Annotated in this window: 18 protein-coding genes; 15 read left to right on the top strand and 3 right to left on the bottom strand. The window is 38.2% G+C overall.

Annotated features, from left to right (window positions below):
• Positions 1-80: 80 nt before the first annotated feature.
• Together BMY80_RS10370 and glyA are read right to left on the bottom strand one after the other, a co-directional pair.
• A complete protein-coding gene (locus tag BMY80_RS10370; protein WP_093143395.1) occupies positions 81-575 on the bottom strand; it encodes a pilin in 495 nt (164 codons plus the stop codon).
• A 232-nt stretch (positions 576-807) separates the two neighbouring features.
• Positions 808-2,064 (bottom strand): serine hydroxymethyltransferase, encoded by a 1,257-nt coding sequence (gene glyA / locus BMY80_RS10365; RefSeq protein ID WP_031579992.1) that lies wholly within the window; start codon positions 2,062-2,064, stop codon positions 808-810.
• Between the two features lie 620 nt (positions 2,065-2,684).
• On the opposite strand from glyA, the gene aroQ reads away from it, so the two are divergent.
• The 11 genes from aroQ (at position 2,685) to thiL (ending at position 10,806) form a co-directional block, all read left to right on the top strand.
• Positions 2,685-3,125 carry a type II 3-dehydroquinate dehydratase gene (aroQ, locus tag BMY80_RS10360; RefSeq protein WP_031579991.1) on the top strand — a complete coding sequence of 147 codons (441 nt, stop codon included), beginning with the start codon at positions 2,685-2,687 and terminating at the stop codon, positions 3,123-3,125.
• Positions 3,126-3,157: 32 nt separating this feature from the next.
• The gene (accB, locus tag BMY80_RS10355; protein WP_031579990.1) at positions 3,158-3,622 is read left to right on the top strand and encodes an acetyl-CoA carboxylase biotin carboxyl carrier protein; all 465 of its coding nucleotides are present in this window, start codon (positions 3,158-3,160) and stop codon (positions 3,620-3,622) included.
• Positions 3,623-3,637: 15 nt separating this feature from the next.
• Positions 3,638-4,984 (top strand): acetyl-CoA carboxylase biotin carboxylase subunit, encoded by a 1,347-nt coding sequence (gene accC, locus BMY80_RS10350; RefSeq protein ID WP_031579989.1) that lies wholly within the window; start codon positions 3,638-3,640, stop codon positions 4,982-4,984.
• A 129-nt stretch (positions 4,985-5,113) separates the two neighbouring features.
• Positions 5,114-5,560: an early set domain-containing protein gene (locus BMY80_RS10345; RefSeq protein ID WP_031579988.1), complete on the top strand. Its 447-nt coding sequence runs from the start codon at positions 5,114-5,116 to the stop codon at positions 5,558-5,560.
• A 104-nt stretch (positions 5,561-5,664) separates the two neighbouring features.
• Positions 5,665-6,120, top strand: a complete 456-nt coding sequence (gene nrdR / locus BMY80_RS10340) for a transcriptional regulator NrdR (protein WP_031579987.1) — start codon at positions 5,665-5,667, stop codon at positions 6,118-6,120.
• A gap of 61 nt (positions 6,121-6,181) precedes the next feature.
• Positions 6,182-7,339: a bifunctional diaminohydroxyphosphoribosylaminopyrimidine deaminase/5-amino-6-(5-phosphoribosylamino)uracil reductase RibD gene (gene ribD, locus BMY80_RS10335; RefSeq protein WP_093143392.1), complete on the top strand. Its 1,158-nt coding sequence runs from the start codon at positions 6,182-6,184 to the stop codon at positions 7,337-7,339.
• Between the two features lie 6 nt (positions 7,340-7,345).
• Complete coding sequence (locus tag BMY80_RS10330) at positions 7,346-7,999, top strand: riboflavin synthase (RefSeq protein WP_031579985.1); 654 nt, start codon at positions 7,346-7,348, stop codon at positions 7,997-7,999.
• A 37-nt stretch (positions 8,000-8,036) separates the two neighbouring features.
• Positions 8,037-8,585, top strand: a complete 549-nt coding sequence (locus BMY80_RS10325) for a flavin reductase family protein (RefSeq protein WP_031579984.1) — start codon at positions 8,037-8,039, stop codon at positions 8,583-8,585.
• 166 nt (positions 8,586-8,751) lie between these two features.
• Positions 8,752-9,216, top strand: coding sequence for a 6,7-dimethyl-8-ribityllumazine synthase (ribH, locus tag BMY80_RS10320; RefSeq protein ID WP_031579983.1), 465 nt, complete (start codon positions 8,752-8,754; stop codon positions 9,214-9,216).
• A 19-nt stretch (positions 9,217-9,235) separates the two neighbouring features.
• Positions 9,236-9,673 (top strand): transcription antitermination factor NusB, encoded by a 438-nt coding sequence (gene nusB, locus BMY80_RS10315; RefSeq protein ID WP_093143390.1) that lies wholly within the window; start codon positions 9,236-9,238, stop codon positions 9,671-9,673.
• Positions 9,674-9,801: 128 nt separating this feature from the next.
• The gene (gene thiL / locus BMY80_RS10310) at positions 9,802-10,806 is read left to right on the top strand and encodes a thiamine-phosphate kinase (RefSeq protein ID WP_093143387.1); all 1,005 of its coding nucleotides are present in this window, start codon (positions 9,802-9,804) and stop codon (positions 10,804-10,806) included.
• Between the two features lie 18 nt (positions 10,807-10,824).
• Here thiL and BMY80_RS10305 read toward each other — a convergent pair whose 3' ends face one another.
• Positions 10,825-11,037, bottom strand: coding sequence for a SlyX family protein (locus BMY80_RS10305; RefSeq protein ID WP_031579980.1), 213 nt, complete (start codon positions 11,035-11,037; stop codon positions 10,825-10,827).
• A gap of 177 nt (positions 11,038-11,214) precedes the next feature.
• Here BMY80_RS10305 and BMY80_RS10300 point away from each other — a divergent pair, with 177 nt between their 5' ends.
• The 4 genes from BMY80_RS10300 (at position 11,215) to BMY80_RS10285 (ending at position 15,431) form a co-directional block, all read left to right on the top strand.
• The gene (locus tag BMY80_RS10300) at positions 11,215-12,018 is read left to right on the top strand and encodes an FKBP-type peptidyl-prolyl cis-trans isomerase (protein WP_093143385.1); all 804 of its coding nucleotides are present in this window, start codon (positions 11,215-11,217) and stop codon (positions 12,016-12,018) included.
• A gap of 289 nt (positions 12,019-12,307) precedes the next feature.
• Complete coding sequence (locus BMY80_RS10295; RefSeq protein WP_093143382.1) at positions 12,308-13,321, top strand: tyrosine-type recombinase/integrase; 1,014 nt, start codon at positions 12,308-12,310, stop codon at positions 13,319-13,321.
• Between the two features lie 112 nt (positions 13,322-13,433).
• Positions 13,434-13,913 (top strand): pilin, encoded by a 480-nt coding sequence (locus BMY80_RS10290; protein WP_093143380.1) that lies wholly within the window; start codon positions 13,434-13,436, stop codon positions 13,911-13,913.
• Positions 13,914-14,009: 96 nt separating this feature from the next.
• Positions 14,010-15,431, top strand: a complete 1,422-nt coding sequence (locus BMY80_RS10285) for an IS3 family transposase (protein WP_245730141.1) — start codon at positions 14,010-14,012, stop codon at positions 15,429-15,431.
• The last annotated feature ends 197 nt before the right edge of the window (positions 15,432-15,628 follow it).

Genomic DNA, 15,628 nt, shown 5'->3' with positions numbered 1-15,628 from the left:
ACATTATTAATATAAACAAACCCCGCTATTAAGCGGGGTTTAAATCAGATACTTAGAAATTTAATTACTAACTTATTAAATTAGCAAAGATTCTGAGCGATACAGGTAGAAACTGTATCGGTGTCATTTCTTCTCCAATCGATGATACCATTATCTACAGCACCAAAGAAAGGCTGAATCTGAATGGCTGCACCATTTAAACCATTACCACCAATTGCAGTAGCAGTGATTACACCGTCACCAGTTACAGTAATGTTATTAACATACTTGGTAGCATAGTCAGTTGCAACACCGATGCTCCAACCGTTACCATTCTCACCATTAGCACAACCAGCATTGTGGCCAGTTGCAGTCTTATCTACTACAACTGCAGCGTTTGCGGCAAAAGTAGCACCTAAGTCAAAAATACAGATTTCAACCTGCTTCTGAACACCAGCCATTGCAGTGGTAACTTCAGTGAAACGTGCACGAGCCATGTAACGAGCATATGCAGGAAGAGCGATTGCAGCTAAGATACCGATGATAGCGATAACGATCATTAATTCGATGAGGGTAAAACCTTTAGTCTTTTTCATGATAATTTCCTTTTATCTTAATTTTGAATCCATTTAAAATGTTGCTTGGGAGTAGGAAGTTTCGTATTTCTCGTTGCTCCCTCCCAACGCTTTTAATTGTAGCTTGAATAATTTTAAGAAATTGCAAAAATATGATTTTTTGTGATTTAGATCAATTTTTGACTTGGTTTTTAATAAAAAAGCCATATTGTCTCACGAGCAATATGGCTAATGTCTCACAAGCGGTTAACGCTTACTTGTTGTAAACCGGAAATCTGTGGCATAAATCCACGATCTTGGCCTTAACAGATGCTTCTACTTCAGCATTACCGATGTTATCCAGTACGTCACACATTAAGCTGGCAAGTAAAGTAACATCATCTTCCTTGAGACCGCGACGGGTTACAGCTGGAGTACCGATTCTTAAACCGGAAGTAACGAATGGAGAACGTGGATCATTTGGTACAGAATTCTTGTTTACGGTAATATTTGCTCTGCCGAGTGCCTCGTCAGCATCCTTACCTGAGAATTCACGACCGATTAAGTCAACGAGGAATAAATGGTCATGAGTACCGCCGGAAACAATCTTGTATCCGCGATCCAGGAATACCTTAACCATTGCCTTTGCGTTCTTAAGGATCTGAGCCTGATATTCCTTATATTCTGGTTCCATGGCTTCCTTGAATGCAATAGCCTTAGCTGCGATTACATGCATTAAAGGACCACCCTGGCTACCTGGGAAAATGGCAGAATTTAATTTCTTATAAATTGCTTCATCACCGCAGTTTGAAAGAATAATACCGCCTCTTGGACCGCCTAAGGTCTTGTGAGTGGTTGAAGTTACAACGTGTGCATGTGGTAATGGATTTGGATAAAGGCCTGCGGCAACAAGACCTGCAATATGAGCCATATCAACAAAAAGATATGCACCTACCGCATCAGCGATTTCTCTCATCTTTGCCCAGTCTACGATTCCGCTGTATGCAGAAAAGCCTGCAACGATCATCTTTGGCTGACATTCTTTAGCCTTTGCCAGTACGTCGTCGTAATCGATGTTGCCGTTATCGTCAACACCATACTGAACTGAATTGTAAATCTTTCCTGAGAAACTTACGCTTGCACCGTGAGTTAAATGACCGCCGTGAGCAAGGCTCATACCCATAATGGTATCACCAGGCTTTACCAATGCCATGTAAACGGCTGCGTTAGCCTGTGAACCTGAATGAGGCTGAACGTTAGCATAATCAGCACCAAAAAGCTGCTTAACGCGAGCAATAGCTAATGCTTCAACCTGATCAACATATTCACAACCGCCGTAATAACGCTTTCCAGGGTAACCTTCTGCGTACTTGTTGGTAAGCTGAGAACCCTGAGCTTCCATTACACACTTACTAACATAGTTTTCAGAAGCGATAAGCTCGATATGGTCTTCCTGACGACGGTTTTCTCCGTCAATGGCAGCCCATAATTCAGGATCATACGCTGCAATGTTTTTTGCCTGATTAAGCATGAAAAACTCCATTATTAACAATTAATAAGAAACAAATCGGGGAAATCCCAAAATCAATGCTCGTATTTTACTGTTTTTGTGGAGAAAATAACAGTTAAATATGATAATCAGCATGCTTCTGAACTGAAAGATACGGTTTTTTTCGTTGTTTAGAAACTAATCAGTTATGAAAAACGTTATTTTGTTTAGAAAATTTATAACCTGTTATAAATTGAACAAATTTAATCTGGTAGCTTTTTTCATAATTCGCAAATCCTTCTATATTTTTAGTAAATTTCTTTGCTTATCAGTCCATATCGAAAAATGAAAATCAGACACCTGATTCTACGTAAAACAACTTTAGAAAATCACAAGAATACATTTTAAAAAATCTAGCAGTTTTTTCAGTTTTTTATGATTTTTTACCAAAAACTGTATCAAATTCATGGAAAATTGCTAATTTTAAGCAAAAAAAGAGTCTTTTTGATAATATTAGGGTAAAATGCCTTTTTTAGAGTATTGGAACTATAAAAGTCAAAATTATCGTTTTACTACACATTAATGATTTGAATTTGTCTAAATTCTGCTTTAAATGATTTAAAACGTTAGTGTAACTACTGACTTAAATTAATAGGATTGTTATGTCTAAGATACTAGTTCTGAACGGACCTAATCTAAATCTGCTTGGAGTCAGGGAACCTGGAATTTACGGTTCAACAGGTCTGAAAGAAGTTAATGAAAAGCTTTTATCTATAGCTTCCGAGAATGGCGTTGAATTGGAAACCTTCCAGTCAAATGCAGAATTCGAGATCATCAACAAGATTCATAGTGCTATGGGAAATGTCGATTACATCGTCATTAATCCTGCGGCATTTACACACACAAGCGTTGCAATTCGTGATGCATTGCTCGGTGTGAAAATTCCATTTTTTGAAGTCCATATTTCCAATGTGCATGCCAGAGAGGAATTCAGACATCATTCATACTTGTCTGATATAGCAACAGGTGTGATATGCGGATTTGGTACTGATGGCTATGAGTACGCTCTTCGTGCTGCCATTAAGAAAATTTTAAAGAATTAACGGATAACAATAGAGAAGTAATTAATATGCAAATAGATATCAACAAAATTTCCAGATTGATCAAGATCGTTTCTGAATCTGACATTGCTGAACTTGAATTAAAGGAAGGTGAAGAACAGATTAAGATTACCCGTACCAGCAATACTGTTTCCGTACCGGTTCCTGTAGCACAGCCGGCCGCTTATGTAGCTCCTGCTGCTGTTCCTGCCCCTGTGGCAGCTCCGGCTGCTGCCGAAGCTGATGACAGTGCTGATACCATTTCTGGTCATGTAATGAAATCACCAATGGTTGGTACTTTCTATCGCAGACCAAGTCCTGATGCATCTAATTTCGTTGAAGAAGGTGCTTCTGTTAAGGAAGGTGCAACTGTTTGCATCATTGAAGCCATGAAGACCATGAATCAGATTGCAGCTGACAAGACTGGTGTTATCAAGAAGATTCTTGTTGCAGACGGCGAAACTGTTGAATTTGACCAGCCTTTATTCATTATCGAATAACAGCAGGGGCGTGATATGGCAAAAATTGAAAAGGTTTTGATTGCAAACCGCGGTGAAATTGCCTTGCGTATCCTGCGTGCCTGTAAGGAGCTTGGCATCAAGACTGTTGCTGTTTATTCAACTGCTGACCGCGATTTGAAACATGTAAAACTCGCTGATGAGGCAATCTGCATCGGACCTGCAGCGGCAAAGGAATCATATCTGAATATTCCTTCTCTTATTGCTGCAGCGGAAGTAACAGGTGCTAATGCAATTCATCCTGGCTATGGTTTTCTTTCTGAAAATGCTGAATTTGCAGAAATTGTAGAACGTTCCGGTTTTATTTTTATCGGTCCGAAGTCAGATACCATAAGACTTATGGGAGACAAGGTATCTGCAATTGAGGCCATGGAAGCATCCGGTGTTCCTTGTGTTCCGGGGACTGGTGTTCTTACTGATGATATTGAAGAAAACAAGGCTTTGGCAAAGAAGATTGGTTATCCTGTCATCATCAAGGCTGCAGGCGGTGGTGGCGGCCGTGGTATGCGCGTTGTATACAAGGAAGAAGATCTTGCGGACACTATTGCTTTAACCCAGAGAGAAGCTGATTCATTCTTCAACAATCCTAATGTTTTCATGGAAAAATTCCTCGAAAACCCAAGACACGTTGAGTTCCAGTTACTTTCAGACGGTCAGGGAAATTCCGTATACCTTGGTGAACGTGACTGCTCCGTACAGAGAAGAAACCAGAAGGTTATCGAAGAAGCTCCTGCTCCTGAAATCACCCAGAAACAGCGTGATGACATCGGCTCAAGATGTGCCAAGGCATGTAATGAAATCGGATACCGCGGTGCAGGCACCTTCGAATTCTTATATGAAAACGGACAGTTTTTCTTTATGGAAATGAATACCCGTGTGCAGGTTGAACATCCTATATCAGAACTTGTAACCGGTGTTGATATCGTGAAGGAACAGATAAAGATTGCTGCCGGTGAGAAGCTTTCATTCTCACAGAAGGATATCAGTCTCAAGGGCCATGCAATCGAGTGCCGTATCAATGCTGAAGATCCTAGTACATTTATTCCTTCTCCAGGAAAGATTGTCAGATTGCATACTCCTGGTGGTCCTGGAATTCGCTGGGACTCTCACATTTATGAGAACTACGTGGTTCCACCATACTATGATTCTATGATTGGCAAGCTCATAGCCTACAATGATGACCGTTCATCAGCCATTGCAAGAATGAAGCAGGCTCTGCATGAACTGGTAATTGATGGTATTAAAACCAATGTTCCCCTTCTTCTTGATTTGATGGATGATGCCACCTACAACAAAGGATGTTTCGACATTCATTATCTCGAGAGAAAGCTTGACGGCGAGTAATAAAGCTATCACCCAAAAGTTAATGTTTTTTTAACTTTTGGGTTTTGTTTTTTGTGATTTATAACACTATAATTTTTGCCGTAAAATTATAAAATCATATATAACCTCAACATTATCAAAGGAATTGACATGTACAAGAAATTATTATTAGCAGCTATTGCAGCTGGCTCTTTTGCTTTAACAGGTTGTGCTAGTGACGGCGCTTCAGCAGGAGCTGAAGGTGGTGCTGATGTATTCGGCGCTCCTATTTATCTTCGTGGCGAAATGAACGACTGGAACGCACAGCCTCAGTACCTCGTAAAGAAGGTTTCTGACGGTGTTTACGTTGCTACCGCTGAATTAAAGGTTGACTGGGCTCCATATAAGTTTAAGTTTGCTGACTCTGGTTGGAGTGCTGGTACTAACTTTGGTTACAGAGACCAGCCTGGTGTATTCGAAATGGGTGGTGAACCTGTAGCTCTTAATCCAAAGTCTGTATTCGAAGAAGTTAAGGTAACTCCTGATGCAGATGGCGAATATGACTTCTACCTTGATGTAACTGGTGAAGCTCCTGTTACTTACGTTAAGAAGCACTAATACTGTAGCTGATTAAACGTATTTTTATGAATATATAAGTCCTAAAGATTTTTCTTTAGGACTTTTTTTATATAATAATAAAAAGTTTAATCGAGGGGGAGTTTATGCGTTGTCCATTTTGTGATGCTGAAGATACAAAAGTAATTGATACGCGAGTGTCTTCTGAAGGATTTCAGGTAAGAAGACGCAGGCAGTGTCTTTCGTGCAACGAACGTTTTACCACATTTGAGCAGCCTGAAATAACAATGCCGACAATAATCAAAAGCAATGGAATAAAACAACCTTTTAATGAGGAAAAGATCCGTGCTGGTATGTTGCGAGCTCTGGAAAAACGTTCAATTGGAACTGAACAGGTTGATAATGCCATAAATCGAATTAAAACTAAACTGAGGTCCAGCAAATTAAAGGAAATCCCATCAAACCTTATAGGTAAAATGGTCATGGAAGAGCTGGAGAACCTGGATCCTGTGGCATATATTCGTTTTGCTTCAGTTTACCTGAGTTTTAAAAATCTTAAGGATTTCAGCAAAGAAATATCCAAACTGGAAAAACAGATGTAGATATATTCTGTATCCTTTTCAGAAATTAATCCGATAACTAATCCTGAGTACCGAGTTTAATATGACAATCTCAAATTTACAGCAAGAAACAGATCAATCTTTCATGTTACAGGCTCTTGCCCTGGCTGAAAAGGGAAAATATTCCACTCTGCCAAATCCATGTGTGGGATGCATACTTACCAAAAACGGAATAATTATAGGCTCCGGTTTCCATAAAAAGGCTGGTACCGGACACGCTGAAGTTAATGCTTTGGCAGATGCACGTAATAAGGGAAATGATACCAGTGGTTCAACAGCGTATGTTACATTAGAACCTTGTTCTCATTTTGGTCTGACACCGCCGTGTGCAGTTGCTCTTGTAAAAGCAGGAGTTAAAAGAGTAGTGTGTGCAATGACGGATCCGAATCCTTTGGTAAGCGGTAAAGGATTTGACATTCTCAGAGATGCCGGAATTGAAGTCATTGTAGGCATCTGTGAACATCAGGCCCGCCGGATTAATGTTCCTTTTCTTTATGCCATGGAACATGAAATTCCCTATGTAACACAGAAAATGGGGATTAGTCTGGATGGTAGAATTGCTTTAAAAAACGGAGCCAGTAAATGGATTACCTCTGCGGAATCCCGCGCAGATGTTCAGACACTCCGAGCACAGCATCAGGCAATTCTTACAACAGCAGCCACCGTTATTGCAGATGACCCGTCGATGAACGTAAGAACTGATGAGTTTCCGAAAACAGTTAAGTTATCCGTACCGGAAGAATATGTTGTCAGACCATTAAAGGTGATAGTTGATAAACGTAAGGTTTTAACTTTAAAAGAAAAAATATTCAGTTCATCAGGTGATGTTCTTCTGGTGTATCCGTCGGACAATCGGGATGTTTCAGAGAAAAAACTTACAGAAAAAATCAATGTTCTGTATGTGCCTGCCGTAAATAATTCTGATGATCTTGATATAGAGCAGGTTCTGAAGTATCTGCATTCAATAAAAATTCGCAATGTACTTATTGAATCAGGTCCAAAATTCTGCAAATTTATGCTTTCCCATAATTTAATAAACAGTCTTATTTTATATATAGCACCCAAATTACTTGGGGATGATGCGATTTCATTTTGTAAACTGGAAGGTTATGAGTCTATGGATGAAATTAATTCATTGAAGCTTGCAAAATGCACACAAATTGGTAATGATATTAAATTAGAGTATATTATTAAGGAATAGGCTGTAATGTTTACCGGTATAGTTCAAGCACTAGGAACAATAACTTCCATTTCATTCAACGGGAAAGGCGCTGAAATATCCATAGAATCAAAGGATCTTGATTTTTCTGATGTGGCTATAGGCGATTCTGTTGCCTGTAACGGTGTATGCCTGACAGTGGTTAAGCTAGGAAAAAACAGCTTTGTTGCTGATGTTTCACATGAGACCATTGAATGCACAATTTTTAAATATCTAAATCCTGGTGCCACACTAAATTTAGAAAAAGCACTTACTCCAACCACGCATATGGGTGGGCATATAGTTCAGGGGCATGTTGATGGCGTGGGTACCATTAGCAGCATGTCCAGAACCGATAATGCTGTGGATATCTGGATAAATGCCCCGGAGGATATATCCAGATACATAGCAATAAAAGGATCTATAACCATTAATGGAATAAGTCTTACCGTTAATGAGGTTAAAGGTGATGCATTCAGACTTACTCTTATCCCACACACTCATGATATAACCAATGCTACCATGTGGAATGTAGGTGATAAGGTCAATATTGAAGTTGATGTACTTGCAAGGTATCTGGAACGTCTGTTGAATCATGGGCATGACAACAAGAAGAAAAGTACCATGACAGCTTCATTTTTAATGGAAAACGGGTTTATGTAACCTATTAAATCAACAATAACCAAAGGAACTGGTGAACATGTATAAGAAAATAAATGTCAGAGCTGCTAACCGCCTGCTGTGCGGGGGACAGATTATCAATATTTCATCTGTATCTTCAGACGGAATTCATGATGTCATGACGGCTGCGTGGAATTGCCCTTTTGATGCCGATCAGGTTCTGGTTGTGCTTGATCGCGGTCATACCACCACCGCAAATATTCTGGCCAACGGTAAATTCGTAATCTCTATTCCTTCAGAAAAGGACATTGAGATAATTAACAAGGTCGGTTCTGTTCATGGTCGCGACGTTGGTGATAAATTTGTTTGGGCTGGAGTTAAGCCTGATTCTTCACCTGTACTGAATTTACAGGTACTTCCTGATGCGCTGGCGTACATAGAATGTGAATTAACCGAAAAAGAAGTTTTTGAAAAAACAGGTGTCTGTATAGGTAAAGCTGTGAATATTTACGTTAAGGACGGTCTGTGGAATGATGAAGGAAGCCATTTTGCTGAAGGAATGAAGCTTACTTTAAGCTATGTACATGAAGGGCTGTACAGAATTAATGGTCGAGAAGTAAGTATCTAACCGCAAGAACATGATACAAATGAGGTTACGTTTTTCATTCTCAATATTTGTTACAGACAGAAGGCATGTAACATAGTAATAAAATCTGTCTTTTATGGTAGAATAGACTTATGTTTTTCAGGAGTAAGTGAAAAACGTAATTTGTGTTTTGATGAGGTTATAGAACATGCAGGAAATCCAAGGAAACTTAGTTGCAGCAGATGCCAGAATTGCAATTGTTGTATCACGCTTTAACAGCTTTATAAACGAGCATTTAGTATCTGGTGCTCTTGATGTTTTAAGCCGTATAGGTCAGGTAAAAGATGATAACGTAACAATTATCAGAGTTCCTGGTGCCGTAGAGATTCCTTTAGCAGTAAAGAAAGCTGCCAAAACCCAAAAATATGATGCCATTTTAGCTTTAGGTTGCGTAATCAGAGGTGATACCTATCATTTCGAAGTTGTGGCCAATGAAAGTTCTAAGGGACTGACTCAGGTTATGCTTGAGCAGGAAATCCCTGTAGCATTCGGTATTCTTACAACTGAAAATATTGAACAGGCTGTACAGCGTGCTGGATCTAAGGCTGGTAATAAAGGTGCTGAAGCTGCTTCAGCCGCTCTTGAAATGATTAATGTTTTAAAACAGATTTAATGTTAGCGGAGATTTTATTGTGAATCCAGGTCAGAGACACAGAGCCAGACATTTTGCCATGCAGGCCCTTTACCAGTGGGAAATCACCAAGGAATTGGCTTCAGTAATTGAAGAACAGTTTCTCGAAGATCAACCTGTTGACGACAAAACTGATAAAGAATACTTGCATCAGTTGATTGTTGGTACTATTACTCACGTTGATGAAATTGACAAGACATACAAACCTTATCTTAATTCAAGAAGTATTGAAGATTTGGATATGGTTGACAAGTCAATTCTGCGTCTTGCCACATACGAACTTCTGTTCCAGAGCAAGGATGTTCCGTATCGTGTAATCATCAATGAAGCAATTCTTTTAGCAAAGGATTTTGCTGCTCAGGACAGCCACAAGTTTGTTAACGGTGTGCTTGACAAGGTTGTTAAGAACATGCAGCTTCAGGAAACTGAAAAGCAGTAATTTCGAAGACAACTGTAACTGAATGCTGTTATTAATGTGTTAATAAAGAATCTATAATCCGAGTTATAGATTCTTTATTTTTACCAATAAACAACTTCTTCAGTTTTATACGTTATAAAGAGTTCAGAATGGGTGAATTTGAATTAATCAGAAAATATTTTACGCTTCACTCCAATGAAGTTAACCTCGAGCAGAATTGTGTACAGCTGGGGATAGGAGATGACTGTGCCCTTATAAACATCCCGCATGGTGATGTTCTGGCTGTTTCCACGGATACTTTTCTGGAAGGAACTCATTTTTTTAAAGATACCAATCCTTTTGCAATAGGTTTCAAATCACTGGCTGTTAATCTCTCGGATCTTGCGGCAATGGGAGCGGAGCCGGTAGCTTTTACTCTTGCATTAACACTTCCTGACAGTAACGAAGACTTTATTGCTGAATTCTCACGAGGATTGTTTACCATTGCTGACAGATTCAGAATTTCTCTGGTCGGTGGAGATACAACCAGAGGTCCGTTATCCGTAACCATAACAGTTATGGGAAAAACTCCATGCAATGAAGCGATTAGGAGATCCGGGGCAAGAGATAATGATGTAATCTGCGTTAGCGGTGCTCTGGGAGGAGCTGCTTACGGTGTGGCATTAAGATACGATAAATCAAAAATACATGGCAATCCTGATTCGGCAAAAGCTTTTAATCTTCTGGACTATCCTAATCCGAGAATGGATCTCGTTCCTTTCATGCACAAATATCGCGTAAATTCAGCTTTAGATATTTCTGACGGTTTTCTTGGTGACCTGAAACATATTCTGGACAGTTCAGAAAAATCAGCAGAAATTGATATTAAAGATATTCCAATATCCGAAGCTCTTCATAATCTGCCTGCAGACGAACAGTTGAATTATGCTCTGAACGGAGGAGACGACTACGAAATCTGTTTTACTCTTTCTGAGAAAGACTATCTTTTATGGCAAGACGACTACAAATCCGGCAAAGCCCCGAAAATATACAGGGTCGGCACCATCAAAGAGTTGTCAGATAACAGAATATCCAAAGGAAACAGAGTAACTTTTACAGAAAACGGAAAAGCTGTATCACGTCATATCGACAGAAACTCTTTCAGTCACTTTTAGTTACCTGTTTCCAGTATGCTAATAATGAGGCGGAGGCGTTTCTTCGCTTCTTGATGCAACGTTGGTGACTTCAACAGCCTTTAATTTGTTTGCCAGGAAATTAATCTGAACTTTCTGTTTTTCTATTATCTGTCTCAATTCATAAACTTCGTTACTGATATTTTCCAGGTTATATTCAAGGTAAGCAATTTTGGATTCGAGACTTTCAACTAAATCAGGTTTAATTAACATATTTGGATTATATTTAATTAAAAATTTGAAGATACACTAAAATGAAGTACAATACATTTTAGCAAATTTTATGAAATAACAAAAATTTGTCATTGGTTAAATGCTTTTTTAAGTTTAGATAATCCGTACCAGTGTTTAACTGATGAAATTAATTTACCATATAGGACTATTATAAATATGAAAAAGTTATCATTATCAATTTTAGCATCTCTTGTTGCATTATCAGTTAGTGCATGTGATTTAGACGATTCAAAGGCACAGACTGCTGATACCGCTACCGCAAACAACACAGCGGAAAAGACCGCTCCGGCCAAGAAAGAAGCCTCAGATTTAACCTTTAATGACAAGGTTGCAGTTTCCATGGGGTATTTTTATGGTCAGAACATTGCTAAAGGACTTGACGATCTTAATAAGGAATTCAGTGTTTCCATTGATAAAAACCTTATCGCCAAGTCATTCAATGAAGCTATAAATGGTAAGGAACCAGCCTTGTCTGAAGAAGACATGCAGGCAACCATGCAGGAATTTGACCAGATTATAAGAAAGAAGGCAGAAGAAAAGCGTGTTGCTGAAGATGAAAAGAATCTTAAGGCAGGTCAGGAGTTCCTTGAAAAGAATAAGGCTAACGAAGGTGTAGTTGTAACTGACTCTGGCTTACAGTACAAGATTATTACCAAGGGTACAGGTGCAACCCCAACAGTTAACGATACCATTAGAGTAACCTACCGCGGTACCACCATTGACGGTAACGTATTTGATGAATCAAAGCAGCCTGTAGAATTTAAGTTAAGTCAGGTTGTTAAGGGATGGATTGAAGCCTTCCAGTTATTCCCTGTAGGTACTAAGGCAACACTGTATATTCCAGCTAACCTTGCTTATGGTGATCACAGCCCATCTCCTGCTATTCCAAATAATGCTGTTCTAATTTTTGACGTTGAATTACTTGATATTGTTTCTCCTGAAAATAAGGAAGCCAAGTAATACCTAAGCGTATCTGATTTTTCTGTTGAAAGGCGAGAACAGGTTTGTTCTCGTCTTTTTATATTATGTATCATATCAGTTTTCCTAAAACTTAAAATCATAAGTTTATGGTAATTCTTTAAGGATTAATAACTCATCTCAACGCATATATTTTACATATAATAATATGATTTTTATTTTTGTTTAATAAAAAAGTAAACCCATATTACTCAAAGAATTGTTTATTAAAATCTAAATAGAAATCAGGTTATGTTTAATTATTATATATGTCAACCAAGGAAAATTGACTATGTTAAGAAAAATAGGTAACGAAAATATGACAGAGGGGCTGAGTACAATTAGTCATAAAGTCAGTAATTCCAATCCTTCTCTCAGAATTTTATGTGAGGAATTTTTAATTAGTCGCTCTCACAACAGTGAATCTACTCAGAAGACTTACGGTCGTTTAATCAGGAACCATATTGCACCGCATTATGATTCTTTTAATTCTGTTGATGCTATGACAATGAGCAGACTCGGCCACATCATAATTATGCCAATTTTAAATAAGGGGATGAATTCAACTGCTTCAGCTGCAATTTCCTTACTTATAATGATAATGAACTATGCAACTCTTGCCCATGAAGATGTTAGTTTCAAAAATATTCGAAACCTGGCCAAAATAGTCAACATGAAAAAGAAAGATGAGTACGAAATTCCTCAGAGGGCAATGGTAAATAAGAATATAGGTAAAAATATTCAATATATTTTCAGAGTTTTTTCTGCAAGACATCCTAAGAATAAGCAGGTCAATAACCTGCTCCTTCTTTCTTTTTACTTATGTCTAAGACAAAGCGAGATTTTATCCATAAAGGTAAAAGATATTAATTTTAAAAGACACAACCTTCATATAGCCAAAACAAAAACAATAAAGAAAGCTGGCTTTGATATTCCTATGTGTCCGATTCTCGAGGAGTTACTCGTAGAGATAATTGCTTCATGTCCAGGAAATCCTGATGATTATATTTTTACCAATAGAAATAAAGGAAAACTGCATACATCAACATTAGAATGTTACTTAATCAAGACAGAACTACGGGGAATTCAGACTGCTCATGGTATAAGAGCTATTTTCAGCACATGGGCCTCCCGCAACAATAAAGACAGTCTAACTTCCGAGTGTGTTCTTACTCATAAAACATGGAATCGTGTACAGGAACTCTATAACAGAGATCTGAGTTCGTATCTGTACAATAAGAGAAAAAAACTTATGAAGGAATGGATTACCTATGTTCATGATTTGATAAAAACAAAGGATAACTAATCCTGAATTTCAGTTCATAAATCATTATTAAATTCGCATTAACTTTTTGAAAATTCCTTTAATAATTTAAAGGAATTTTTTATTGTAATTTTTCAGATAAAAGGAAATTATCATGAAAAAGACTAAAGGTTTTACCCTCATCGAATTAATGATCGTTATCGCCATCATCGGTATCTTAGCTGCAATCGCTCTTCCTGCATATGCCCGTTACATGGCTCGTGCACGTTTCACTGAAGTTACCACTGCAGTTGCCGGTGTTCAGAAGCAGGTTGAAATCTGTATTTTCGATTTAGGTGCAAAATTCGCGGCCTCTAAAGCAGTTGAAGTAGATAGTGAAACAGGTTGTGCTAATGGCCAGAATGGTAACGGATGGAAGATCGACACTAATACTAACTACAAGACCAAGTATGTTGCTCAGATCGATGTAGACAAAGATGGTGTAATTACGGCTACAGCTATCAAGGGTAATGGTTTAAATGGCGCTGTAATCCAGATCGAACCTTTCTTTGGCGCTGCAGATAACGGCATCATCGATTGGAAGAGAAATAACACCAAGACCGTTTCTACCTGCATCAAGGAAAACCTCTGCTAATTTGATTGGTTAGAGTATAAACTTATAAAAGTTTAGTTCAAGCCCCGCCTCTAGAGTGCCCCCCGAAAGTTGAACAAAACTTCGGGGGTTATATTTATGAAGCTTACGTACGAAGATAAAGTCGAGATGTATCGACTTTGGAAAGAAGATCATTACAGTTCAATAAGACTTGCAACACTATTTAAATGCGACAGAACCTCAGTGACCTACATAGTAAAGCTAATTGATATTCATGGAATATCTGTAGTTCAGAAAAAGAAAAATAGGGAGTATTCAGCAGAATTTAAGGAAGAAGCAATCCGGAGAGTTTTGATACAACATGAAAGTATAAAACAAGTTTCGTTGTCTCTGGCGATTCCGAGCAAAGGTACATTGTCATTATGGATTAAGTCTTACATAGAAAACGGTTATAATGTCATCGAAAAAAAGCGAGGACGTTATGGCCAAAAAGAATCAGCCGAAGACAGAATCAGAAGCAGAATTACTGAAGCGGATACAGGAGCTTCAGAAGCAGAATATGAAACTTTTGATAGAGAACGAATACTTAAAAAAATTAGACGCCTTAATTTCGGAAAGGGAAAAGCGAGAGCAGAAGAGGTAGCACAGGCTATCACTGAGTTAAGGCAAGAATTGAAATGCTCTTTACGTTTTATATTAGCAACCATCAACGGTATACCTGATATCCCGCATATGACTCGTTCTGATTACTACTATACGATAAATAAAATCGACAAAGACGAAAAGAATCAAGAGCTTATAGAAAAGATCAAATCAATATATGCTGAACATAAGAAGCGCTACGGCTATCGTCGTATCAGCCTAGAATTGGTTCGCCGAGGTTACAATGTAAATCATAAGAAGGTTCAACGCTTGATGCAAAAATATGAGCTTAGGGGTATTACTCCCAGAGCAAAGTATAAGTCATACAAAGGCGATTTCAATGGTACCGTTAAAAATCTGCTTCTTAACAAGGTTATCGACACAGAAAAACATAAAACATATTACACAAGGAATTTTGCTACTACAGACGTAAATCAGAAATGGACCACCGATGTATCTGAATTTCACATCGCAGCGGGAAAGCTTTATCTGTCCCCGATTTTGGATATGCACAATGCAGAAATCGTATCTTTCAATATTTCAAAATCACCGAATTTCATTCAAACAACGGATATGTTGAAAAAAGCGTTTCAAAAACATCAAAAACTTGAAGGGCTTATCTTTCATTCTGACCAAGGATGGCAGTACCAAATGTTCGAGTATCATTCCATGCTCAGAGAAAGAGGTATCATTCAGTCGATGTCTCGCAAGGGTAACTGCTATGACAATAGCATTATGGAAAATTTCTTTGGAAAGATGAAAAACGAGATGTTTTATGGACATGAATATGAGTTTAACACTCTAGACGAACTTAAAGATGCGATGGAGAAATATATCCATTATTACAACAATGATAGAATACAGAAAAAATTAAAAGGCCGAACTCCTTGTGAAGTAAGAAATTCAGCCTTAGAATAAGCATAAGTTTTATTTGTTCAACTTATGGGGGGCACTCCACTCTGGCGGGGCTTTTTATATGCAGTCCACTAATAAAAATTTAACCTACAGTGATCTGAATCGGTATTCCTTCATTAAAAAAATACAAAATAAAACAGTTTGATGAAGGTATAACATTCAATGGAAAAGCTTACAATATTTTATTCCTCGACAAAGTT

This window comes from Ruminobacter amylophilus, from assembly GCF_900115655.1.
GTDB classification, from domain to species: Bacteria; Pseudomonadota; Gammaproteobacteria; order Enterobacterales; family Succinivibrionaceae; genus Ruminobacter; species Ruminobacter amylophilus.
Note: the sequence above shows the minus strand (reverse complement) of the source record. Positions and strands in the feature narration are given on the sequence as shown.